A 20,625-nucleotide genomic window follows, 5' to 3' on the forward strand; every position below is an offset into this window, starting at 1 on the left:
GTCAGCTCTTCGACGGCTTCTTGGCGTAGGAAAGCGGCGGCGTTCCGGGGAAGAGCGACATATGGGTGTGGTTGGCGACGAAGGGATCGCCGACCTTGGCGCGCACGAACGAGATGGTCGCGCGGCCGGGCCGCGAGAAGGTGCCGCCTTCCTTGTCGTAGCCGGTCGAATCGAAGATCGCGAGGCCGACCGCGAACAGCCGGTCCGGCGAGACGAAGGCGCGGATATCGTCGCGGAAGACGAAATCGTCGATCGAGGGCCAGACATGGCGCCACTGGTTCGCCTCGGCCTCGGGCTGGCTCTCCACGAAATCCTTGATCGTGCCGAAGATCACGAGATCCTCGGTCATGAGCTTGCGCGCCGGAGCGAAATCGACGGCGCGGACATAGCCGGCAAGCTCGGTGAACCAGTCGCGGACGAGCGCGAGGTCCTCGTCATGAACCTTGGTTCCCGCAACGTGCTGGGTCGTCATCCTCGTCTCTCCTGAAGGCGTGTCATTTCCGGTGCAGTGCAGCATCCGGGGTTTGCGGCTTCACGTCCAGTGTCGGGGCCGCAGCGGGGTGATCGGCGGAGGGCATCGGCCCTCCGCCGGAAGGCGGGTTACGCGTGCTCGAACAGGCGGCGCTCGACCAGGAAGCTGCCCTTGAGGCCGTTGAGCGTCTTGGCCGCGGCCAGCACGGCGAGATCGACGAGCGGCTCGACCAGGATGACGAGCAGATAGGCGCCGCCGAAGGTGGTGATCGCCGCCGTGTTCTCGGCGGTGAAGCCCTGGCCGTAGAAGGCCCAGAATGCCACCCAGGCGACGATGCCTGCCTGATAGGTCGCCGAGAGCGCCAGCGCCTGGCGGTATTTCAGTTCGACATAGGGCGTGCCCGCCGCGATGACCTTGGTCGCCAGCAGCGAGAGGCCGAACAGCGGCACGAGCAGCGTCGTGACGTTCATGCCGTATTGCGGCAGGTCGAAGGGCGCGAAGAACAGGCCCTGGACCAGCAGGCCGAGCGCGAGGCCGATCGCCGCCGGCGCGACGCCGAGGATCAGGAACAGCGTCGAGCCGAGGATAAGATGCACCTCGGAGACGCCGACCGGAACATGCGGCAGGATCTCGAAGAACGAGAACACGAGCGCGGTGGCGAGTGCGCTGCGCGTCACCAGAGAGACGAGGCCGCGCTCGCGCACGGCGTCGGCGGCCAGCTTGAGGCCGTAGCCGGCTGCGGCCGCGCCGGTCACATAGCTCAGCCAGATCTTGTCGGGCGATACGAGGCCCGGTTCGATATGCATGGAAGTCTCCTTTGCCGTCTCACCCGACGGATTTTGGTTGCATCTTCGTGCCTGGCCGGTCTCCTGACTCGCGGGTCACAGCGCGCCATCCGCCTTCCCGGAGCGAACCCTTTTTACGGGCCGTTCCAGTGGCGCATCGGATGGACGCTCGCCGCTCACAGTCGCGGGGGCGGTCGGGGCTTCGGACCGAAATGGTCCTTCCCCGTTCCCGTTTAATCCCTCGGCGCGTCGCCGCGCCGCAGGACACCATGCACGCCGACAGGAGCCGATACCGGACGGCGCCTGTCAAGCAAAGCACTGCCCTTTGTGCACCGTGACCTCCAGAGCGTTCCGCCTTCATGGCCGGATGTCGATCGCGTCTTCGATCTTCACCAGCTCGAAATCCGAGACGAGGATGTCGAGGCGGATCTGCCAGCGGCCGGGCAGCGGCAGGTCGAGCTTGCCCACGCGCCAGACGGCGTCCGCGCCCTTGGTCGCGGTCCGGCGGATCGGCTCGATGCCGGCCGCCGGATTGGAGACGACCAGCGTCAGCCCCTTGGCGTCGAGCGGGCCGAAATCGCCGGTCATGATGACGATCCCGACCGAGACGGGACCGACATGGCCGGGCTTGACGGTCACCTCCGCCATCGCCTTCTCGGTGTGGATGTGCAGTTCCGCGGGGCGGGCGGCCGCCTCGGCGAGCGCGCGCGGCGGCGGGGTGAAACGCCAGGCCGCCGCGACGGCGAAGATCGCCAGGACCAGAATGATCTCGACGCGGATGGAGCGCGCCAGCCGGCCCGCCGCGACGCCGTCGCCTGCCTCCGCCGGCCCGGTCAGGCGGAAGCGATTGAGGGCGGCGAGCGCGAAGAGGGCGGCGAGCAGCACGAGCTTGGCGAGCAGCACGCGGCCATAGGCGGTCGTCCACAGCGCCGAAGGGCTCGCGAGCTGGATCGCGGCGAGGAGCAGCCCGGCGGCGACGAGCGGCAGCAGCGCGACCGGGATGAGGCGCGAGAAGCGGCGCAGCATCGGTGTGGCGTCGCTCGTGCGGCTGGCGAAGGCGACCCCGAGTGGCAGCAGCGCGCCGGCCCAGAAGGCGATGCCGACGGCGTGCAGGAAGACGGCCGGGCGCGTGAGCCATTGCGGATGGGCGGCGCTCGCATGGCCGCTCGCCGAAAGCGCGAGGCCGATGCCGATGAAGGCCAGAACGGTGAGGAGCCGGCCAATCTGGCGCGGGACCGCCAGTGCTGCGAGACCGGCGACGAGCGAGGCGGCCGCGATTTCCGCTGTCAGCCCGTAGCTGGTCGCAAGCCCGGTCTTCCATGGCAGCGCCGCGACGAGCGAGCCGAGCGGCAGGTCGAGCGCATCGAGGCCTTGCAGGCCGACGGAGAGGAGGACAGCCGCAAGGCCGGCGAGCATCAGCACAGCGTGCGTGCGCTGGACCGGCCGTGTGCCGCCGCCGACGAAGCTCGTGAAGAAGACGCCGCCGACGCCGATGAACAGCCCGGCATAGAGCAGCGTGCGCGCGGCCCAGATCGCGATGCGCAGCGGCCAGTCGACGGCCTCCTGCGGCGCGACCAGGCCGCCGGCGCTCGGTGCGCCGATCGAGAAGATCGACGAGCCGCCGACCGGGTGCCCGTCTTCGGAGATGACGCGCCAGGTCAGCACATGGGTGCCGGTGCCGAGATCCGCGGGCGCAATGATGTCGAGCGTCGCGTCGCGGAGCGTGTAGCGGTCGAGCACGGTGCTCGATCCATCCGGACGGACGAGCTTCAGGACGAGCGGCGATGTCGGCTCGCTGAAACTGAGCGAAAAGCCCTGCGGCGCATGGGCGACCACGGCGCCGTCGGCCGGCTGGATATCGACCAGCGCGGCATGGGCATGGGCCTGGCTGCCGAGGCCGAGCAGCAGCGCGGTCGCGGTGAGGACGAGCATCAGGACAGCAAGGGGCTGCCACCGGGCAGAAGCCGGCAATGGGGTGCGGCGCATGGTCATCTCCGGCCGGGAAGAGGGGCGCGCCTGATCGGCGCGCCCCGTAATGGCGAGCGACTACTTCTTCGGGACGAGCTTCACGCCCGGGGCGGGCGTCTCGTAGTCGTCGGCGCTCTTGCCGGCAGCCGGGATCTCGATCCAGCGCTCGGCCGCGCCATCCGGGCATTCCTGCACGACCGGGAAATAGAGCACCGTGTCGGGCTTCAGATCGCCGGTCAGATAGGCGCGGAGGACGAACTCGTCATATTCGTCGTCGGCGAGGCTGCCGCCGCTCCACACGATCTCCTTCACGCCCTCGCTCGTCGGCGTGCCGTAATAGTCATAGGACTTGGCGTAGGGGGCCTTGACCTTCTCGATCGTCCAGCCCGGCTTGGGCTGCGGCTTGACCGCGATGACGCCTTCCGGGATCTGGACGCGGATCTTGATGGTCGGCTTGCCCTCGCAGCCATGTCCGACGCGGAACACCGCCTTATAGGTCGAGGGAACCGGCGCTTCCTGCGTTTCGAGCGTCACATGCGCCGAGGCGGCGGCCGTGCCGAGCGCGAGGGCGGTGGCGGCGAAAAGCAGCGTCTTGATCGTCTTCATGATGAAATCCTTGAGCTTGGGGGCCGGCCAGCATGGATGCGGCCGGCATGACCGGCGCATGCGCGCGGCTCTTCGGCCGGGCACGACGCCGGATCGGTCTGTCGTCCTGCGCGCGCGGGGCGCGGCGGTTCAGGCCGTGGCCGGTGGAGCTCTCGGATGGATGGGCGTCCCGCGCCGGGGCGGCACGGAAAGGACGATGGCGGCCGGGCGCGCCGGCGCGGCATCGATCTCGGCCGGGACGAAGATGCCGCCGGCGCCGAGCGGCGGGAGGATGGCCGCGCCGAACATCATGCAGCCGGTCAGGCAGCAATCGGGCAAATGATGGCCGGGAGCCAGCGGCGTGCCGTCGGGAGCCGGTTCCGCGCCGAGCGGGGCGCAGAGGACGGCGCTGCCGGGCTGGTCGATGAGGGGCCCCGCGCTCGCGCCGATCGCGAAGGCGCCAAAAAGCGCCTGGATCAGCAGCACATAGGCCGCCACCAGCGCCATCCAGCTCCCGCGGCCGTTCGCCCGCCAGGTCCTCAAGGCCGTCCCCCGTCTCCTAACCCTGTCCTCGACTAGCACCCCGCGCGCGCTTTGACCATGCTGAACGACGGGCTCAACTTCTCCAACGGGGCTTCTGCGCATCGGGGGCTTGCCGGCCGATGCGGGGCCGTGCACGCTCGCGAAAAAACGGGAGGATGCCATGTCAACGACGTCGATCAGCGCCAACACGCCAACCATCGAAAGCCTGCTCGAGCAATGGATCGCCGCCTTCAACAGCCGCGATCTCGACGCGCATATGGCGCTCTATGAAAAGGATGCCGTGCTGTTCGGCTCGGTCGACGAACTCCAGATCGGGCGCGACCGGATCCGCACCTATTTCTCGGGGCGCGGTCCAAACGTGCGCGTGGTCGCCTATCCGCTGCCGCGCGTCGCCATGATCACGCCCGATGTCGCGAGCACGGCCGGCCATGTCGAATTCGTCGATGGCGACGCGCCGATGCCCTATCGCATGACATGGCTGCTGGTGCGCAGCGGCGGCAACTGGCGCATCGCGCAGCACCACGGCTCGCCCCGCACCGGAGCGTGAAGGGGGATGATAGGCCTTCACCTCTCCCGGAGGGAGAGGTCGACGGCGCAGCCGGCGGGTGAGGGGTTAGGGAATTCTCCGGATGAGGCCGTAACCCCTCACCCGGACCTGCGGTCCGACCTCTCCCTCTGGGAGAGGTGAAGAGCGATTCGGCCCGCCGCTAGGCGATCTCCGCGTCCTCGGCCTCGATCCGTGCGATCGCGCTGGCGAGTTCCGCGTCGATGTCGCCGTCGAGGTCGATGCGGATGACGTCTTCGTCGGCGCCGGGTTTCTCCAGCGTCGCGAGCTGGCTGTCGAGCAGCGAGGCCGGCATGAAGTGGCCCTTGCGCGTCGCCATGCGCTGGGCGAGCAGAGCGCGCGAGCCGTCGAGGAAGACGAAGCTCGTCCGACGCTTCGTCTTCGCGGTCAGGATGCGGCGATAGGTCCGCTTCAGCGACGAGCACGCGGCGACCACACCATTCGGGCCGTCATCGGCCTCGGCGAGCCGCTCGGCGATCTTTTCCAGCCAGGGCAGGCGGTCCGCGTCGGTCAGCGGCGTGCCGGCCGCCATCTTGGCGACGTTCGACGCCGGATGCAGCGCGTCGCCCTCGATGAAGGGCGCGCCGAAATGGCGGGCGAGGGTCTCGCCGGCCGTCGTCTTGCCGGAGCCGGAGACGCCCATGACGATGAGGTTGCGCTTCAGGACGGGGGACGTTTCGGACATGGGTTCGGGCTCTATCCGGGGACGGCGGGGTCGCAAAGGAGATCACGCTGCCCGAGATGCACGGGCAGCGCGCGCGGGCGGCATTCGGCGCGGAACTTGCGCGTGCGGATCGGCTCGCCGTCGAGATTGACGTAGAGATCCTCGTCGGAATGATACTCGATCCAGGTACTCCGCGTCGTCACCTGAAGGTTCTGGATCGCCGCCGCGCCTTGGCTCAGCAGCTGCGTGAACACGTCGAAGCGCGCCTCGGGCGGAACGTCCGGCAGGATCATCAGGTCGAGCGCGCCATCGTCGAGGCGCGCCGCCGGGCAGAGCGGGATGCCGCCGCCGGCCTGCCGGCCATTGCCGATGGCGAGCGCCAGGAACGAGCCTTCCCATTCGAAATTCTCGGCTCGGAACAGGCCGCGACTGGACGCGATCTCGGCGAAGCGCGCGACGCCGGTCACGACATAGGCGAAGCCGCCGAGCCGGCGCTTCAGATCCGGATCGGTCTCGACGGTGACGCGCGAGCCGAAGCCGCCCGAGACGAGATTGACGAAGGGGCGCCCGTTCAGGAGACCGACATCGATCGGCACGGCGGGCGTGGTCGTGACGAGGCGGAGCGCCGCGGTCAGGTCGTCGACCGGAATGCCCGTCGAATGCGCGAAATCATTGGCCGTGCCCAGCGGCAGCACGCCGAAGGACAGGCCCGGCGGCGGGTTGGCGAGGAAGGCGGCCGCGAACACCTCGTTGACCGTGCCGTCGCCGCCGCCCGCCACGATCGCGTCCAGCCCCTCGGCCTCGGTGGCCTCGCGGGCGAAGCGCGTCGCATCGCCGGCCTCATAGGTCACGCGGACCTCGACCTCATGCCGGTCGCCGCGGACGGCCGTGATCGCGGCGCGCACCCGCGCATCGCCTGCCGCCTTGCCGTGCAGGATCAGCCTCAGCCGCATCGATTCCCTCCATGTTCCCGGCCATAGGAGGGGAGAACGCGGCGGCGCTCAAGGGGGGCGGGCGCCGCTCAGGCCGGTGCCCGTTCGTCGGGGCGCAGCGTCAGCACGGCGACGCCGGAGGCGGTGACGGCGACCGTGTGCTCGAACTGGGCGGAGAGCGATCCGTCCCGCGTCACGACCGTCCAGCCATCCGCCTCGGTCTTCACGCTCCGCCGGCCGCGATTGAGCATGGGCTCGATGGTGAACACCATGCTCTCGCGCAGCGTGAGGCCGGTTCCGGGCTTGCCGAAATGCAGGATCTGCGGCTCCTCGTGCATGGATCGCCCGATGCCGTGGCCGCAATATTCGCGCACGACGGAATAGCCGTTTCGCTTGGCGTGCCGTTCGATCGCAAAGCCGATATCGCCCAAATGCGCGCCGGGGCGGACCGCGCGGATGCCCTGCCACATCGCTTCATAGGTCGCCTGCACCAGCCGCTTGGCGGCCGGGTTCACCGCGCCGACGAGATAGGTTTTGCTGGAATCGGCGATGTAGCCGTTCTTTTCGAGCGTGATGTCGAAATTGACGATGTCGCCGTCGCGAAGCACGACGGATCGCGACGGGACGCCGTGGCAGACGACGTCGTTCACCGACGCATTCAGCACGAAGCCATAGCCATATTGCCCCTTGCTCGCGGGCCGCGCCTCGAGCTCATCGACGATGAAGCGTTCCACCAGCTCGTCGACCGCGAGCGTCGACAGGCCGGCAAGCGGCGTCCGATCCAGCAGCGCGAAGACGGAGGCGAGCAGGCGGCCGGATTCGGCCAGCAGTGCCAGTTCTGCAGGCTGCTTGGTCATGCGTCGATCGGGGCCAGCGAGGGCGCCGAAACGCCGGCGGAGCTGAATTCGCGTTCGATGATCTCGGCGAAGCTCAGGGTCGGGTTGAGCTCGCAGAGCATGCCGATCTTGAGCCAGTAGGCCGCCTGCGCGTTGATCGACCGGAACGACACCCGGCTCGCCCGGCGCACCTGATCGTGCAGGTCGTCCTCGATGCTGACGATACCCATCGTGCTCTCTCCATGCGGATCGCATATGAACCATATACGGATCGTATAGCGACCGTCCGGCCGACTTGGCAAGCCGCCGATGTCGGTCGGCCGCTTTCCGCCCGCGCCTGTCCGCGCCGAGGCACGCCGCAAAGAAAGCCTCGCCATGACTCGATCCCGGCGAGGGCGGGCGCCCGATGGTGGCGCCGATGCATCCCGAAACAGGCTCATGCCCTGTCGACAAGACGATAGTTGACTAGGCAACAAAACGGATATAGTTGACTAGGCAATCAAATAATTCGCCTTATGGACGCCAGGGGGGCGTGATGCAGGACGCAGGACCGCCATCGGAGCTTTCGAGCCATCTCGGTTTCTGGCTTCGCGCTGTTTCCAATCATGTGTCCCATGCCTTTGCGGCCAAGCTCGCGGGGGAGGGTGTGACCGTCGCCGAATGGGTCATGCTGCGGACGCTGCATGGCCGCGATCCGATGCCGCCGAGCCGGGTGGCCGAGACGATGCGCATGACGCGTGGGGCCATCACGCGTCTGGCCGAGCGGCTGATTGGCAAGGGACTTGTCGTGCGAACGGCCGATCCCCGAGACGGTCGCGCCCAGACCCTGTCGCTGACGGCCGAGGGCGTTCGGCTGGTGCCCGTGCTGGCGGCACTGGCGGACCGCAACGATGCGGAATTCTTCGGCCCCCTCTCTGCAGGCCAGCGTGCCGATCTGGAGGCTCTGCTGCGGCTGCTGATCGAGCGCGGCGGCCTGTCGGCGATGCCGACCGACTGATTTTCGTACGGACCCAACAGGGAGCAACAACATGGACGAGCGCATGGTCGCGCTGGCGCGCGCATGTCTCGATGGTGCAGTGGGCGGGACGATGACTTTCCCGGCCGTCGTGGGGCAACTGATGCAGGCCGGCTTCGACGGCTATCTCGTGGACTTCCGCCGCGCGGCCACGACCTATTACCTGCCGGACGGCGACAGCGCCGATCTGCCGATGCATGCGTCCGCCGTGCCCGTTGCTTTGCTCTTCGATGCGGCCAGGGTGCGGGAGGCCATCCGCGAGGCGCAGCAGCAGCTTGCCGGCTACAGCTATGTCGGCTTCTGCGACAAGGTCGCTGCCGCGGGATGCGCGGGCTATCTGGTGTCCATCTCCGGGCGACGCGTGCTCTATTTCGGCCGCTCCGGCGAGACCCATACCGAGCATTTTCCGAACTAGGCAGAGATCCGGACGGGCCGATGCCGGCGGAGCGGATCCATCTCGGGTTACGCTCTCAACGGCCGTCGGACGCCGCGAGCGCGGCGAAGCGGCCCGGCGTCATGCCGAAGCGCGCCTTGAAATGGCGCGTCATGTGGCTCTGGTCGGCGAAGCCCGTGCGGTTCGCGACCGCGGCCAGCGGCTCTCCGTCCAGAATGCGCGCGCGCGCCGCCTCGAGCCGGCGGCCGATCAGGTAGCGGTGCGGCGAGGTGCCGTTCACGCGGCGGAACTGGCGCGCGATCTCGAAGCGGTCGAGGCCTGCGACGCGCTCCAGATCCTCCGAGACGATCGGATCGGCGTGGCACTCGCGGATGAAGGCCATGACGCGCGCCAGCCGCGTGCTGGCGATGGGATCGCGCGCGCGTTCGGGCGCGTGCGAATCGCTGCGGGCACGGAGCAGTTCGGCGAGCCGGGCAACGAAGGCGTCGCGCTCCAGCGGTTCGAGCGGCGCCGGGAAGGACTCGTAGATTTCGGCGAGGAGGGTGGTGATCGCGGCGTCGCGCAGCACGGCATCCGGCACGAAGGGGAGGGGGCCGCCGATCCCGCCGGCCGCGGCCACCAGCGCCGGCTCGATATAGACCATATGGTAGACGAAGCCCTCGGCAGCCTCGGAGCGACCGTCATGCATCTCGTCGGGGTGCAGGACCATGATCTGTCCGGCATGGCTCACCCGGCCGGTGCCGCGATAGCGAAAGCCCTGTGCGCCGGCCCGCGTCACGCCGATCGCATAGGTCTCGTGCCGATGCGGGTCATAGGCGTGGCCGTGGAAGCCGGCGACCAGCCTCTGGACGCCGCCTTCGGGCGCATCGATGCGGATGAAGTCGCCGTCCATCGCCTGCACAAACGTTCAAGACCGGGGCCTTCGGCGATCCTAGTCTCCCGGCCATGATCTACGCCACCAAAACCGCCATCGTCCTCGCGACCGACCTGCCGACCTGGCAGAAGGTCAATGTCGCCGCCTTCCTCGCCGGCGGCCTCGTCCAGGCCTTCCCCGAAATGGCCGGCGAGCCCTATGCCGATGCGGAGGGACGCGCCTATACCGCGCTCATCCGCGAGCCGGTCTTCGTCTTCGGCGCCGAGCCGGACACGATGCGGCGCACTTATGAGCGCGCCGTCTCGCGGGATCTGCGCTTCGCGATCTTTACGCGGCCGCTGTTCGAGACCACCCACGACGCCGACAACCGCGCCGAAGTGGCCGCAACCCCGGCTGCGGCGCTCGATCTGGTCGGGCTCGGCCTGCATGGCGAGCGCAAGATCGTCGACAAGGTCATCAACGGGCTGAAGCGTCTCGGCTGACCGTCGGAATGCGGCGATTGTGCGTCGCAAAATCGGCATGCACTGCCATGTTGCTCTGCATCATACGCAGGGCTGCTATTCCATTTTTGCCAGTGCACATGTCCGATCGGATCTCCTACCTTCCAATCATCGAAACGCGGCAAGGAAACAAACCGGCGCTTCGAAGACGGATTGAAGGACGACCACCATGGCCAACGGCATCATTGCTTCCTACAAGAGCTGGCTCAAGTACCGCCAGACCTGCAATGAGCTCAACCGGCTGACCAACCGCGAGCTCGCTGATCTCGGCATTGCTCGTGGCGACATCACCAACGTGGCTCGCCGCTCCGTCGGATACTGAGAATTTCAAGAATTCGCCGGGACGAACCTCCTCCCTCGTCCCCGCGATACGGCGCAAAGCGAACCTCCTCCCTCGCTGAGCGCCCTCAAAAGAAACGCCCGTCGACCTCCTCCCCGACGGGCGTTTTCTTTTGTCTGCAGTTTGGAGCCGTGCCCGTCGCCAATGGCGGCGTCCGGGCGACGCCTCAGTCCTGCGTCCCGATCGTCAGCTTCATCGACTTGAGCAGCGGTGCCGTCGCGGCCCGCACCGAAGGCATGCGCGGATTGTTCTCGTGCACGCCGAGCGCCGTCTCGTCGGCATAGAGCTCGGTCAGCATGAGCTTGCCGGGGATCGGCGTTCCGTTCCTCTCGATCGGCTTCACCACCTCGAATCGCAGGCAGCCCGCCTCCTCCGAAAGCGTCAGCCGGGCGTGCTCGTGGATGAGCGCGGTGAACTCGGCTTCCTTGCCGTCGATGATGTCGTAGTCGACGATGATGGCGATCTTGGGCATGCTCATTCTCTCCTGTGGGGAGGATGAGTCTAGCATCCTCGCGTCATGCGGGAAGGTTCTGACTGGCGATGTACGCTGAAAGTTGTTCGGCCATGTGGTCGAACAGCAGCCGCATGCGCCGCACGCCGCGCAAATCCTCGTGCATGGCGAGCCAGCATTCGAGCGACAGGCTGAATTCGTGCGCGAGAATGCGGACGAGCTTCGGCGCGCGCCGGGCCAATCCGGTCTGGCAGGCGCCGATTCCCCAGCCCGCACGGATCGCGGCGAGCTGCGCCAGGTCGCTGTCGCTCCGCAGCCCGAAGGCTTCGCGCGGCGGTACATAGCCCCGCTTTTGCAACGACTTGATGAAGGGCGTCTCGACGTCGAAGCCGATCAGGCGGTGCTCGGCCAGGGTATCGAGGCTCCCCGGCGTTCCGTGCCGGTCGAGATAGTCGGGATGGGCATGGAATCCGATATCGATCGCGCCGATTCGCTTCTGGATCAGCGCCGCCTGAGTCGGCGCGACCATGCGCACCGCCATGTCGCAGTCACGGCGCAGCAGATCCTCGTTGCGGTTGGAGACGACCAGTTCCACGGCAATATCGGGGTGAAGTTCGCTGAATTCGGCCAAAATCGGCGGCAGGACCTCGACGCCGATGATCTCGCTGGCGGTGAGGCGCACCGTGCCGCGTGCCTCGCCGGACGAGGCACTGGCGACGCGTACCAGCGATTCGGCAGCCGCCGCCATGGCCTCCGCCTGGGGGCGCAGCGCGCGGGCCGTCTCGGTGGGTTCGAGGCCGGAGGGGCTGCGCGTGAACAAGGCCGCGCCGAGTTGGCGTTCGAGATCATCGATATGGCGGCCGATGGTCGGCTGCGTCAGGCCGAGCCGGCGCGCGGCGGCGGAGAGGCTGCCCTCGTCGAGCACGGCGAGCAGCGAGCGGATATGATCCCAGTCTGGCGACATTCGTGTATTTTCGTATAACGATCATACGAAGATCAAGAATTTTGTTTGCACGCATGAAGGCGCATCTCTCTTGTGACAATCGAGAGGGACTGATCATGACGACTGAACGGACGGCGCTGGTTATCGGCGCAACTGGCGGCATCGGCGGAGAAATGGCGCGGACGCTGGCAGCGCGCGGCTGGACGGTTCGCGGGCTGCACCGCGATCCCGCAGCTGCGCGGCAGCGGCGGAGCGACATCGCGATCGACTGGGTTCAGGGCGATGCGATGAATGCCGAGGATGTACGCAAGGCCGCGATCGGGGCGGAGCTGATCTTCCACGGCGCCAATCCCCCCGGCTACCGCAACTGGGCGGGCCTCGCGCTGCCCATGTTGGAGAACACGATCGCGGCCGCAAAGGTGAATGGCGCGCGGGTCGTCTTTCCCGGCACGGTCTATAATTTCGGCCCGGAGACCTTTCCGCGCGTCGGCGAGGATGCACCGCAGAACCCGCGGACGCGCAAGGGCCGGATCCGCGTCGCCATGGAGGCGCGACTCGAACAGGCCGCGGCCGGCGGGACGCCCGTGCTCATCCTGAGGGCCGGCGATTTCTTCGGTCCCAGCGTCGGCAACAGCTGGTTCGGGCAGGGGATCGTCAAGCCGGGCCGGCCGGTGCGCGCGCTGACCTATCCCGGGCGTCGCGATGTCGGCCATGCCTGGGCCTATCTGCCGGACCTTGCGGAGACCTTCGTGCGGCTGATCGAGCGGTCGGACGATCTGCCCCGCTTCGCGCGTTTCCACTTCGGGGGCCACTATTTTGCGCGCGGCGTCGAAATCGCCGAGGCGGTGCGCAAGGTCTGCGGCCGGCCGGACCTGCCGATCCGCGGCTTTCCGTGGCCGGTTGTCTATGTCGCCGCGCCCTTCGTCGAGACGATGCGCGAAGTGCTGGAGATGCGTTATCTCTGGCAGGAGACGCTGGAACTGGACAATCGCCGGCTGGTCGCCTTCCTGGGCGCCGAGCCGCATACCCCGCTCGATCAGGCGCTGATTGCCACGCTCGAAGGCCTCGGCTGCCTCGATGAGGCGCATCGCAACACCGGAGCGGCCGTCGCTCGCGGCGCCTAGCGACCGGCCCCGGGCCGGGACGCCACGAAAACGCTAGAGGCCGCCGCCGGCGTGCTGCAGGGCGCGGATCCGCTCGGCGAGGCTGATCGGCGCGGACGGCTCGTCTCCTGCTTGATCCTCGTTGGCGCCGGGCTCGTCCGTCGCCTGGGCCGGCTTCGGCTTCGCCGCCTCGTCCGGGACGATGGCGACGAGGTTCGAGGCCTCGCCCTTCGCTGCGAGGCGGGCGACGGCCGTGCCGATATCGATCAGCTTGCTGCGGAGCAGGGCGGTCTCTTCCTCGCTCGCCTTGGCGCTTGCGGCGCGGAGTTCGGCGAGGTCGGTTTCGAGACGGGCATTCACCGTCCCCATATGGGCGAGGCGGGCTTCGAGCTCGGCCTTGCTCTCCTCGACGGCCAGCAGCGTCATGCCGGCAGCCTCGGCCTCGACCAGACGCAGCGACAGCCCCTCGATCTTGGTTCTGGCCTCCGCCAGATCGTCGCGCACGCCGGCGATCTCGGCGTCGCGGGCCGCGATTTCCGCCAATGTCCCGACGCGGCGCGCCTCGGCCTCGGCGACCAGCGCCTCCGTGTCGGCGAGCTTGCGCTTTTCCAGCGCGAGGCTGGTTCGAAGCTGCGACAATTCCGTTTCCAACCCGGCGCGCGCGACTTCCTCGACGGTCGTGGTCGTCTTCACGGCGGCGACCGAGTCGCGGAGATTGTCGAGTTCCGTATCGCGGGCGACGATCTCCATGCGCTGCGTCTCGCGTTCCGAGACGATCGCATCGAGCTTGCCCTGCACCTCGTCCAGCGTCTGCTGCAGCGCGGCCATGCGCTTTTCCTGCGCGCCGGCCGCCTTCGCCGCTTCGGCGATCGCGTCCTTCTGGGCCGCAACCTCGTTGCGGAGCCGGTCGCGTTCCTGTTCGAGGGCGATCATGTCCTCCGCCGACATCGAACCTTCCGCCGTCAGATGGGAGATGATCTCGCGCTTGCGGTTGATATCGATCAGCTGCTCCGTGACCTGATTTTCCAGCTTCTCGATCGTCACGTCGAGACGGCGGGTGGAGACGGCGAAGGCCGCGCGGATCTGATCCTTCTCCGCCTGGATCTCGGCCCAGGTCATCGGCATCGTCTCTTCGATCGAGCGGCGGTTGAGGCGGACGGCGCGCCGCCACAGAGGGGGAGCGACGACGAGCGCGAGGATGCATGCGGTCAGCAGCCCCAGCGCATAAAACATCGTGGCTTCGATCAACGCCAAACTCCCTCATTCGGCCCGCGCACCAACGCGGGCGGGGCCAAGGGGCGCCCCCGCCGCTCAATCCTCAAGCAAATGACACTCTTGGCCGCCGCGAGTCCAGCGACAAGCGGCGCGAATCGGGTGCCCGAGACCTGTCCTCGCACCATCATGCCGGCTTCTTCTTCAGGAAGGGTTGCCGCTCAGAAGGGGTTCCAGGTCTGGTGATCCGTGAACTTCAGGTAGCCGGCGCTGATGCCGAGGCGCGCGCCGATGCCGGAAACCATCGGGACCACGTAGATATTACCGCGCGACAGCACCGTCATGCCGACGCCGCCGACGAGATAGGCCGAGCCGTTGACGCCGACGAAGCGGTCATAAATCGCCGAAACGGACGGCAAATTATAGACCAGCATCATGACGCGGGAGCCGTCGCCGCCGAAATCCCAGCCGATCGATGGGCCCTGGAAGTAGACCGGATGCTGCCCGGCATTCTTGGTGTAGAGCGTGCCTCTGCCGTAGCGCACGCCGGCGATCAGCGCGCCGCCCCCCTGTTCGCCGAGGATATAGCCGTTCGGCAGGCCATATTGCGACACGGCGTGCTCGACCGCCTTGGCGAGGCCGCCCGACACTTCGCCGAAGAAATTGCCGCCGGCCTTCACGATCTCGTCCGGCGAATAGCTCTCCGAAGACTGCGCCGCCGCTGGCGCGGGAGCGACGATCGGCACTGCGAAGGCGAGCGCGAGCATCACCAGGAACGCCTTCAGTCGAAATCGTCGCGCCATCATGGGATCATCTCCTCGTTCGACCCGGTCAGATCATCCAAGCCGGCCACGGACCGGGAATCACCTGCTCATCATGGACGATCCCCGGAAAAATGGGCGCCATCACGGCGGCGGCAACCTCATCCCGGCCGTGTCGTTGCAGCCGGCCGGTTGGCAGAGCACGGTGGAGCGTGTATCGGGGATTTTCCCGAACGGGGAACAAGCGATTCGGCGGACGAGCGGAGTGGGTCATGAGCGAGCCGGTTGAACTCGAAGCGCTGGACCTCGCGGCGCTGCTTTGCAGCCGCGTCTGCCACGACATTATTTCTCCCGTCGGCGCGATCAATAACGGCCTCGAGGTCCTCGACGAGGACAATGGCGAGGAGATGAAGGCGTTCGCCTTCGACCTTATTCGCAAGAGCGCCCGGCAGGCTTCCGCCAAGCTGCAATTCGCCCGCCTCGCCTTCGGCGCCGCCGGCTCGGCCGGCGCGGAAATCGACCTGGGCGACGCCGAGAAGGTCGCGCGCGGCTGGATGGACGGCGAGAAGGCGGACTTCGAATGGAGCGCGCCCGTCGCGCTGATGGCGAAGAACCGCGTCAAGCTGCTGCTGAATCTGGTCCTGCTGGCGACGGCGGCGGTGCCGCGCGGTGGCCTGATCAAGGTGGTCGTCTCGGGCCCGCCATCCGATCCGGTGTTCACATTCCATTGCTCGGGCCCGCATGCCCGCATTCCGGCGGCGTTCGAGAAGCTGGTGCCCGGCCATCTCGTCGACGTCCACGTCGATGCCCATGCGGTCCAGCCCTATTATGCGGGCCTGCTCGCCCGTTCCTGCGGCATGAGCGTCAGCGCCGTACTCGACGGCGCGGATGTCGTGATCACGGCCAAGAGCCCCGAAGCGGCCGCCTGAGCCGCTTTCCGGATCTTTCCGTCGTTGTGGGGAAGGGCAGGGCTCGGCTAAGCCGGCCGGGCGCTGGGGTGTGCTTGCGCGCTCGCACTGCCATCGCACAGCGCCTCGCGCCGTAACGGCGCCGGTTCAGCCTGACCCTGAATAAGGAAAAGCCCCGGATCGGCCGGGGCTTTCAGTTTGGCTCGCGGGAGCTTCGTTCAGGCGCTGGCGCGCAGATCGGCATCGTCGGGCTCGCGCAGCACATAGCCGCGGCCCCAGACGGTCTCGATGTAATTGTGACCATTCGTGGCCGTCGCGAGCTTCTTGCGGAGCTTGCAGATGAACACGTCGATGATCTTCAGCTCGGGCTCGTCCATGCCGCCATAGAGATGATTGAGGAACATCTCCTTGGTCAGCGTGGTGCCCTTGCGGAGCGAGAGCAGCTCCAGCATCTGGTATTCCTTGCCGGTCAGATGCACGCGCGTGCCGTTCACCTCGACGGTCTTGGTGTCGAGATTGACGGTCAGGTCGCCCGTGTTGATCACCGACTGGGCATGACCCTTCGAACGGCGCACGATGGCGTGGATGCGGGCGACGAGTTCGTCCTTGTGGAACGGCTTCGTCATGTAGTCGTCGGCGCCGAAGCCGAGACCGCGCACCTTGTCCTCGATGCCGGCGAGGCCGGACAGGATGAGGATCGGCGTCTTCACCTTGGAAAGGCGGAGCGCGCGCAGAACCTCGTAGCCCGACATATCCGGCAGGTTCAGGTCGAGAAGAATGATGTCGTAGTCGTAGAGCTTGCCGAGATCGACACCCTCTTCGCCGAGATCCGTCGTGTAGACGTTGAAATTCTCGGACTTGAGCATCAGCTCGATGCTCTGCGCCGTGGCGCTGTCGTCCTCGATCAGCAGAACTCGCATACCAATCCCCTCATTGCCTATCCTGGGCTTGGCGCGCCGGATCTTCCGAACCGGCACTCTGGAACGCGGCTCACCCCGATTCGAAAGCTAACGAACAATGGTTAACAAATTCTGATTCGCGCCCCAAGCGAATTGATCGGCATTGGACGGAAATTGGCGGATCCTGTTGAGAATCCGAACTTTTTCGCGTCGCGGTGACGATCCGCTCAATTGCACTCAATCCGGTAACCAATTCGTCGGACTCGCGGAATTAGGATGGACGAGCCTCAAATGAGGTTTACCCGCCCTTAAGCCCTCGTTCGCCATGATTAACGCGAGGCGTAAACGAAAGGTTATCGGCGGGCCGAGAGTTTAAGGAATCGACAATGTCGCGATGGCTGGAGCCATGCGGCAGGGTTCGGTTGCCGGATGGCGGTAGCCGGAGCGAGCGATGCTCGGGGGCGGGCGGTGCGAGCTGTCTGGGGCGTAGGGAGTATTGAGTCGATGAAGTCGCGGGATAGTCTCATCCGGCTGAAGCGGTTCCAGGCTGACGAGAAACGTCGGCAGGTGAACCAGATTCAGGTGATGATCGCCGAGTTCGAAAAGATGGCCAAGGATCTCGACGAGCAGATCGCCATCGAGCAGGAGCGCAGCGGCATACGCGACACGGGCCACTTCGCCTATCCGACCTTCGCCAAGGCGGCGATGCAGCGGCGCGACAATCTGCGCGCCTCGGCTGCGGAACTGCAGGGCCAGCTGGAGCAGGCGCAGGACGAACTCCACGCCGCGCTCGACGAGCTCAAGAAGCACGAGCTTCTCGCCGAACGCGACCGTACCGCCGAAGGCGAGCCGGCCGCGGAGCCGGCCAGCCCACGCGGACGTTCGCAGATCGCCGGCGAGCGGCGCTGGTAAGGCGACCTATTTCAGCAGGGCGACATGTGGGCCGGCACTCTCGGGCAGATGGCCCGTGAGGCGCGGATCGGGCGAGACCTCGATCGCGAATTTGTACGGCACGAAGCCCATCTTGCGATAAAAATGGATCGCGGCCGGGTGGTCGAAGGTGCAGGTATGCAGCCAGACACGGCCGACCGCGCCCTGCCAGGCGGCTTGCAGCGCCGCCGACAGGAGCCCCTTGGCCGCCCCTGTGCCCGTCACCTCGGGCACGACGCCGAACATCGCGATCTCGACCTCATCCGCGCCGCGACGGATCTCGCATAGCCCCACGGGCTCCTCGCCGCGCAGCAGGAAGTAGATTTCCGTCGCAGGATCGGCGAGCCGTGCGGCGAGGACGTCGTCCGGCATCACCATGCGCGAGAACCACAGCCAGTCGCGGCCGATCCGGCTGTACAGCGCCCGATAGGCATCGAGCCGGGGCTGCTCGATCCGCTGGACGGAAAAGCCGGACGGGATCGGGGCACGGGCACCCGCGTCCGCCGAGCGCATCTCCAGATAGGTCACGACATTGGCGATGCGCCCCGGCGGCAGGTCCGTATAACCGTCGAGATCAAGAGGAATCGTCGTCTTGCTCATGCGTCGGCGCCCCCGTCCAGGAGGTAGCGCGCGGCGGCGAACAGCGTCGGTCGCACATTTTCGCGCGCGCAGAAGACCAGCATCAGCGGCTCGCTCTCGAGGAAATATTCGAGCACGCCCGTCAAGAAGGCCGGATCGCTCGCCGCCGAGCGCAGCGTTTCCGGCCCGAGCCCGGCGAGTGCGAGGAAGCGACCGAGTTCCTCGGGCTCCTCGGCGAGGAAGGCGAGGGCCCGGATGGCAAGGTCCTCGGCTCCTTCGCGCGAGAGTGGTAGCGCCCTTTCCCGGATCATCCATTTTCCTTTCCGAAACGAATCTCGGCTAGATCATAGCCGCAACTCCAAACGGTGGCGTCCTTCGGCGCCGGACCCCCAATCGGTGGCGACAGGGAATGGCGAAGACCGTCCTCGTCGTGGAAGACAACGAGCTCAATATGAAGCTCTTCCACGACCTCCTCGAAGCGCATGGCTACAACATCATCCAGACCCGCAACGGTCTGGAGGCGCTGGAGCTCGCGCGCACGCACCATCCCGATCTGATCCTCATGGACATCCAGCTGCCGGAAGTTTCCGGGCTGGAGGTGACCAAGTGGATCAAGGAGGATGACGATCTGCGCTCGATCCCGATCATCGCCGTCACCGCCTTCGCCATGAAGGGCGACGAGGAGCGGATCCGCCAGGGCGGCTGCGAGGCCTATCTGTCGAAGCCGATTTCGGTGGCCAAGTTCATCGAGACGGTCAAAGCGTATCTCGGGGACGCCTGATGACGGCCCGGGTTCTCGTCGTCGACGATCTCGTCGCGAATCTGAAGCTGCTCGAGGCGCGGCTCTCGGCCGAGTATTTCGACGTTGTCACCGCGACGAACGGCGCCGAGGCGCTGGAGATCTGCGCCAGCGGCCAGTGCGATATCGTCCTGCTCGACGTGATGATGCCCGGCCTCGACGGCCTCGAAGTCTGCCGGCGGATCAAGCGCAATCCGCTGACCGCGCATTTGCCGGTGATCATCATCACGGCGCTCGACCAGCCTTCCGACAGGCTGAGGGGTCTGGAAGCCGGCGCCGACGATTTCCTCACCAAGCCGATCAACGAGCTGGCGCTGATCACGCGGGTGAAGAGCCTGGTGCGCCTCAAGGCGCTGACCGACCAACTGATCCTGCGCGCCTCCGCGACGGCCGATCTCGGCATCAATGATCCGTTCGACGGGGCCATCGTGTCGGGCGATGGCGGGCGCATCCTGCTCGTCGACGACAGCGCCTCCAGCCGGGCACGCATCGTGGATGCGCTTCGGGTGCAGCATCAGGTCGATATCGAGGCCGATCCGCACGAGGCGCATTTCCGCCTCGCCGAGGTGAACTATGACCTCGTCATCGTTAGCCTCAATCTCACCGGCTTCGACGGCCTGCGCCTCTGCTCGCAGATCCGTTCGATCGAGCGAACGCGCATGCTGCCCGTGCTCGCGATCGTCAATCCGGACGAGAACCAGCGGCTCGAGCGCGCGCTCGAGCTCGGCATCAACGATTATCTGATCGCGCCGGTGGATCGGGACGAATTGCAGGCCCGCGTCCGCACGCAGATCCGACGCCACCGCTTCACGGAACGGCTGCGCGAAACGCTGCACGCGACCATGGAGATGGCGATCACGGACGGGCTGACGGGCCTGCACAATCGCCGCTATTTCGAGCGCCACCTCGCGGCGATGTTCGAGCAGGCGACGGTTCGCCGCAAGCCGCTCTCGGTGCTGATGCTGGACGTCGATTTCTTCAAGTCCGTCAACGATACCTATGGCCATGATGCCGGCGACGACGTGCTGCGCGAGTTCTCGCGCCGCGTGCGGCGGACGGTGCGCAATGTCGATCTCGTCTGCCGGCTCGGCGGTGAGGAGTTCGTCGTCGTGATGCCCGACACCGACACGCCGATCGCGACGCTCGTGGGCGAGCGGATCCGCCAGCGCATCTGCGGCCAGCCCTTCCTGATCGAAGGCGGCGAGCAGTCGATCTCGATCACGGTCTCGATCGGGCTGGCGCGGCGCCAGGATGGCGGCGACAGCCCCGAGGCCGTGCTGCGCCGCGCCGACGAGGCGCTCTACCAGGCGAAGCGCGAAGGGCGGAACCGCATTCGCAGCGCCGTCGCCTGATCCCCATCCTCGCTGCCGTCATACGAATCGCGCACGACTGTGCGGGATTCCCCTTGGCGTGGAAAAGCTTTAGAAGGCCCGCACGCAGTGGAGAGACGAGCAATGCAGACGAAGAACGGTAAGGTAGCGCTGATCACGGGTGCGACGGGGCAGGACGGGGCTTATCTATCGGAGCTTCTGCTTTCGAAGGGCTATGTGGTGCACGGCCTGAAGCG

Annotated in this window: 28 protein-coding genes and 1 riboswitch; of the genes, 11 read left to right on the plus strand and 17 right to left on the minus strand. The window is 66.9% G+C overall.

The genetic code is table 11. From position 1 onward, the window contains the following. Window position 1: 1 nt before the first annotated feature. The 5 genes from GGR25_RS24080 to GGR25_RS24100 all read right to left on the minus strand — a co-directional run bounded on the left by GGR25_RS24080 (window position 2) and on the right by GGR25_RS24100 (window position 4,353). Entirely contained in the window at window positions 2-472 is a 471-nt protein-coding gene (locus GGR25_RS24080; protein ID WP_183401452.1) for a Cif family virulence factor, read from the minus strand. A 128-nt stretch (window positions 473-600) separates the two neighbouring features. After that, on the minus strand, window positions 601-1,278 hold the full coding sequence (locus GGR25_RS24085) for an energy-coupling factor ABC transporter permease (RefSeq protein ID WP_183401453.1): 678 nt from the start codon (window positions 1,276-1,278) through the stop codon (window positions 601-603). 36 nt (window positions 1,279-1,314) lie between these two features. After that, window positions 1,315-1,544, minus strand: a riboswitch (cobalamin riboswitch). A gap of 70 nt (window positions 1,545-1,614) precedes the next feature. Further along, window positions 1,615-3,243 carry a copper resistance CopC/CopD family protein gene (locus GGR25_RS24090; protein WP_246410306.1) on the minus strand — a complete coding sequence of 543 codons (1,629 nt, stop codon included), beginning with the start codon at window positions 3,241-3,243 and terminating at the stop codon, window positions 1,615-1,617. A 60-nt stretch (window positions 3,244-3,303) separates the two neighbouring features. Continuing rightward, on the minus strand, window positions 3,304-3,831 hold the full coding sequence (locus tag GGR25_RS24095) for a YcnI family copper-binding membrane protein (RefSeq protein WP_183401454.1): 528 nt from the start codon (window positions 3,829-3,831) through the stop codon (window positions 3,304-3,306). 129 nt (window positions 3,832-3,960) lie between these two features. Beyond that, on the minus strand, window positions 3,961-4,353 hold the full coding sequence (locus GGR25_RS24100) for a hypothetical protein (RefSeq protein ID WP_210300101.1): 393 nt from the start codon (window positions 4,351-4,353) through the stop codon (window positions 3,961-3,963). A gap of 160 nt (window positions 4,354-4,513) precedes the next feature. Between GGR25_RS24100 and GGR25_RS24105 the strand changes: the two genes are divergently transcribed. Then, window positions 4,514-4,900, plus strand: a complete 387-nt coding sequence (locus tag GGR25_RS24105) for an SgcJ/EcaC family oxidoreductase (RefSeq protein WP_183401456.1) — start codon at window positions 4,514-4,516, stop codon at window positions 4,898-4,900. A 160-nt stretch (window positions 4,901-5,060) separates the two neighbouring features. On the opposite strand, the gene GGR25_RS24110 is transcribed toward GGR25_RS24105, so the two are convergent. From GGR25_RS24110 to GGR25_RS24125, 4 genes are all read right to left on the minus strand, one after another. Continuing rightward, a complete protein-coding gene (locus tag GGR25_RS24110) occupies window positions 5,061-5,603 on the minus strand; it encodes a gluconokinase (RefSeq protein ID WP_183401457.1) in 543 nt (180 codons plus the stop codon). Between the two features lie 11 nt (window positions 5,604-5,614). Next, window positions 5,615-6,535 (minus strand): lipid kinase YegS, encoded by a 921-nt coding sequence (yegS, locus tag GGR25_RS24115; protein WP_183401458.1) that lies wholly within the window; start codon window positions 6,533-6,535, stop codon window positions 5,615-5,617. A 68-nt stretch (window positions 6,536-6,603) separates the two neighbouring features. Then, a complete protein-coding gene (map, locus tag GGR25_RS24120) occupies window positions 6,604-7,371 on the minus strand; it encodes a type I methionyl aminopeptidase (protein ID WP_183401459.1) in 768 nt (255 codons plus the stop codon). Continuing rightward, on the minus strand, window positions 7,368-7,580 hold the full coding sequence (locus GGR25_RS24125) for a ParD-like family protein (protein ID WP_183401483.1): 213 nt from the start codon (window positions 7,578-7,580) through the stop codon (window positions 7,368-7,370). Before GGR25_RS24125 ends, map begins: the two co-directional genes overlap by 4 nt. A gap of 416 nt (window positions 7,581-7,996) precedes the next feature. Here GGR25_RS24125 and GGR25_RS24130 point away from each other — a divergent pair, with 416 nt between their 5' ends. Both GGR25_RS24130 and GGR25_RS24135 read left to right on the plus strand, forming a co-directional pair. Further along, window positions 7,997-8,347, plus strand: a complete 351-nt coding sequence (locus GGR25_RS24130; protein WP_343068162.1) for a MarR family winged helix-turn-helix transcriptional regulator — start codon at window positions 7,997-7,999, stop codon at window positions 8,345-8,347. A 31-nt stretch (window positions 8,348-8,378) separates the two neighbouring features. Then, entirely contained in the window at window positions 8,379-8,780 is a 402-nt protein-coding gene (locus tag GGR25_RS24135) for a DUF1398 domain-containing protein (protein ID WP_183401461.1), read from the plus strand. Window positions 8,781-8,835: 55 nt separating this feature from the next. Here the strand turns inward: GGR25_RS24135 and GGR25_RS24140 are convergent, their stop codons facing one another. Then, window positions 8,836-9,651, minus strand: coding sequence for an AraC family transcriptional regulator (locus GGR25_RS24140; protein ID WP_183401462.1), 816 nt, complete (start codon window positions 9,649-9,651; stop codon window positions 8,836-8,838). A 53-nt stretch (window positions 9,652-9,704) separates the two neighbouring features. Between GGR25_RS24140 and GGR25_RS24145 the strand changes: the two genes are divergently transcribed. Continuing rightward, a complete protein-coding gene (locus tag GGR25_RS24145) occupies window positions 9,705-10,115 on the plus strand; it encodes a DUF2000 domain-containing protein (protein ID WP_183401463.1) in 411 nt (136 codons plus the stop codon). Between the two features lie 187 nt (window positions 10,116-10,302). After that, complete coding sequence (locus GGR25_RS24150) at window positions 10,303-10,455, plus strand: DUF1127 domain-containing protein (protein WP_183401464.1); 153 nt, start codon at window positions 10,303-10,305, stop codon at window positions 10,453-10,455. Window positions 10,456-10,639: 184 nt separating this feature from the next. Here GGR25_RS24150 and GGR25_RS24155 read toward each other — a convergent pair whose 3' ends face one another. Together GGR25_RS24155 and GGR25_RS24160 are read right to left on the minus strand one after the other, a co-directional pair. Continuing rightward, entirely contained in the window at window positions 10,640-10,945 is a 306-nt protein-coding gene (locus GGR25_RS24155) for a putative quinol monooxygenase (RefSeq protein WP_183401465.1), read from the minus strand. A 43-nt stretch (window positions 10,946-10,988) separates the two neighbouring features. Further along, window positions 10,989-11,888 (minus strand): LysR family transcriptional regulator, encoded by a 900-nt coding sequence (locus GGR25_RS24160; protein ID WP_183401466.1) that lies wholly within the window; start codon window positions 11,886-11,888, stop codon window positions 10,989-10,991. 95 nt (window positions 11,889-11,983) lie between these two features. Between GGR25_RS24160 and GGR25_RS24165 the strand changes: the two genes are divergently transcribed. Next, window positions 11,984-12,991 (plus strand): NAD-dependent epimerase/dehydratase family protein, encoded by a 1,008-nt coding sequence (locus GGR25_RS24165; protein ID WP_183401467.1) that lies wholly within the window; start codon window positions 11,984-11,986, stop codon window positions 12,989-12,991. Between the two features lie 33 nt (window positions 12,992-13,024). Here GGR25_RS24165 and GGR25_RS24170 read toward each other — a convergent pair whose 3' ends face one another. Both GGR25_RS24170 and GGR25_RS24175 read right to left on the minus strand, forming a co-directional pair. After that, window positions 13,025-14,218, minus strand: a complete 1,194-nt coding sequence (locus tag GGR25_RS24170) for a coiled-coil domain-containing protein (protein WP_183401468.1) — start codon at window positions 14,216-14,218, stop codon at window positions 13,025-13,027. Between the two features lie 185 nt (window positions 14,219-14,403). Continuing rightward, entirely contained in the window at window positions 14,404-14,985 is a 582-nt protein-coding gene (locus GGR25_RS24175; protein WP_380147629.1) for a DUF1134 domain-containing protein, read from the minus strand. A gap of 230 nt (window positions 14,986-15,215) precedes the next feature. On the opposite strand from GGR25_RS24175, the gene chpT reads away from it, so the two are divergent. Next, window positions 15,216-15,872 (plus strand): histidine phosphotransferase ChpT, encoded by a 657-nt coding sequence (gene chpT, locus GGR25_RS24180; protein ID WP_183401470.1) that lies wholly within the window; start codon window positions 15,216-15,218, stop codon window positions 15,870-15,872. A 197-nt stretch (window positions 15,873-16,069) separates the two neighbouring features. Here the strand turns inward: chpT and ctrA are convergent, their stop codons facing one another. Next, on the minus strand, window positions 16,070-16,771 hold the full coding sequence (gene ctrA, locus GGR25_RS24185) for a response regulator transcription factor CtrA (RefSeq protein WP_183401471.1): 702 nt from the start codon (window positions 16,769-16,771) through the stop codon (window positions 16,070-16,072). A 483-nt stretch (window positions 16,772-17,254) separates the two neighbouring features. Here ctrA and GGR25_RS24190 point away from each other — a divergent pair, with 483 nt between their 5' ends. Then, window positions 17,255-17,662 carry a flagellar export protein FliJ gene (locus tag GGR25_RS24190; protein ID WP_183401472.1) on the plus strand — a complete coding sequence of 136 codons (408 nt, stop codon included), beginning with the start codon at window positions 17,255-17,257 and terminating at the stop codon, window positions 17,660-17,662. 6 nt (window positions 17,663-17,668) lie between these two features. On the opposite strand, the gene GGR25_RS24195 is transcribed toward GGR25_RS24190, so the two are convergent. Further along, window positions 17,669-18,280: a GNAT family N-acetyltransferase gene (locus GGR25_RS24195; protein ID WP_183401473.1), complete on the minus strand. Its 612-nt coding sequence runs from the start codon at window positions 18,278-18,280 to the stop codon at window positions 17,669-17,671. Beyond that, entirely contained in the window at window positions 18,277-18,570 is a 294-nt protein-coding gene (locus GGR25_RS24200) for a DUF3572 domain-containing protein (protein ID WP_183401474.1), read from the minus strand. Before GGR25_RS24200 ends, GGR25_RS24195 begins: the two co-directional genes overlap by 4 nt. A 98-nt stretch (window positions 18,571-18,668) precedes the next feature. Here GGR25_RS24200 and GGR25_RS24205 point away from each other — a divergent pair, with 98 nt between their 5' ends. The 3 genes from GGR25_RS24205 to GGR25_RS24215 all read left to right on the plus strand — a co-directional run. Further along, window positions 18,669-19,040 (plus strand): response regulator, encoded by a 372-nt coding sequence (locus GGR25_RS24205; RefSeq protein ID WP_183401475.1) that lies wholly within the window; start codon window positions 18,669-18,671, stop codon window positions 19,038-19,040. After that, window positions 19,040-20,410, plus strand: a complete 1,371-nt coding sequence (locus GGR25_RS24210) for a PleD family two-component system response regulator (protein ID WP_183401476.1) — start codon at window positions 19,040-19,042, stop codon at window positions 20,408-20,410. Before GGR25_RS24205 ends, GGR25_RS24210 begins: the two co-directional genes overlap by 1 nt. 102 nt (window positions 20,411-20,512) lie before the next feature. Continuing rightward, window positions 20,513-20,625: GDP-mannose 4,6-dehydratase (locus tag GGR25_RS24215; RefSeq protein WP_183401477.1), on the plus strand; the 113-nt coding region annotated here is incomplete at its 3' end.

The organism is Kaistia hirudinis (genome assembly GCF_014196455.1).
In the GTDB taxonomy this organism is placed as follows: domain Bacteria; phylum Pseudomonadota; class Alphaproteobacteria; order Rhizobiales; family Kaistiaceae; genus Kaistia; species Kaistia hirudinis.